The sequence below is a fragment of the Photorhabdus heterorhabditis genome (assembly GCF_001280945.1).
GTDB lineage: Bacteria > Pseudomonadota > Gammaproteobacteria > Enterobacterales > Enterobacteriaceae > Photorhabdus > Photorhabdus heterorhabditis.
The window spans coordinates 1-661 of sequence record NZ_LJCS01000212.1; the positions used below are offsets into that span (position 1 = coordinate 1).

Consider the following 661-nt stretch of genomic DNA (forward strand, 5'->3'; position numbering starts at 1 on the left):
CTGCATAAGCGGATCTGGCAATGCCCTTTCTGTCGAGTCGAACATGACCGCGATATTAATGCGGCGATCAACATCCAGGGCAAGGGCATAACAGTATTACAGGCGGCGGGACTCGTCGTTTCTGCCCCCGGAGGCCTGCGTAAATCCGTTGCACCAACGGTTGCGGCCTGAGAAGTGGGAAGCCTCGCCGTTTTTTACGGCGGGGAGCAGTCACCTGATCGAAGTTTAAATTTTGGTTATTTTTAAGCAAAGCACTGGCAAGTTGCTGGCCCAGAAAACCTGCGGCACCCGTGATTATCACTTTCATTGCGACTCTCCTTGTTTAATAGCTTTGGGCTATTTGTGCTTGTAAGTAGATTTTTTGTTCTTATATGCTAACGGTATGTAATATCAGGTTGTGCTCTCGTAATTGTTGCTGCACTTCTGGGGAAAGTTGGCTATCACAGACAATATCATCCAAACTCGAAAGCGGGCAGACACGAAACATACCGTATTTGCCATATTTACTACTGTCAGAAACTAAGACCCGGCGGCGGGCAGTTTTTAGTACTGCCTGTTTGACTAATATTTTCTCTTCATGTGGTGTGGAGACACCATGCTCCAGATCCCATGAACTGGTGCTAATAAAAGCAATGTCTACATTCAAGCTACGAAGTAGCAT

At 46.9% G+C, this 661-nt stretch carries 2 protein-coding genes; one reads left to right on the plus strand and one right to left on the minus strand.

Features of this window, described 5'->3' with window-relative positions; translation table 11 throughout:
* A partial coding sequence (locus tag AM629_RS22920) for a zinc ribbon domain-containing protein (RefSeq protein WP_152912070.1) occupies positions 1 to 171 on the plus strand: 171 nt, incomplete at its 5' end.
* Positions 172 to 367: 196 nt separating this feature from the next.
* On the opposite strand, the gene AM629_RS21385 is transcribed toward AM629_RS22920, so the two are convergent.
* A partial coding sequence (locus AM629_RS21385; protein WP_161804270.1) for a DeoR/GlpR family DNA-binding transcription regulator occupies positions 368 to 661 on the minus strand: 294 nt, incomplete at its 5' end.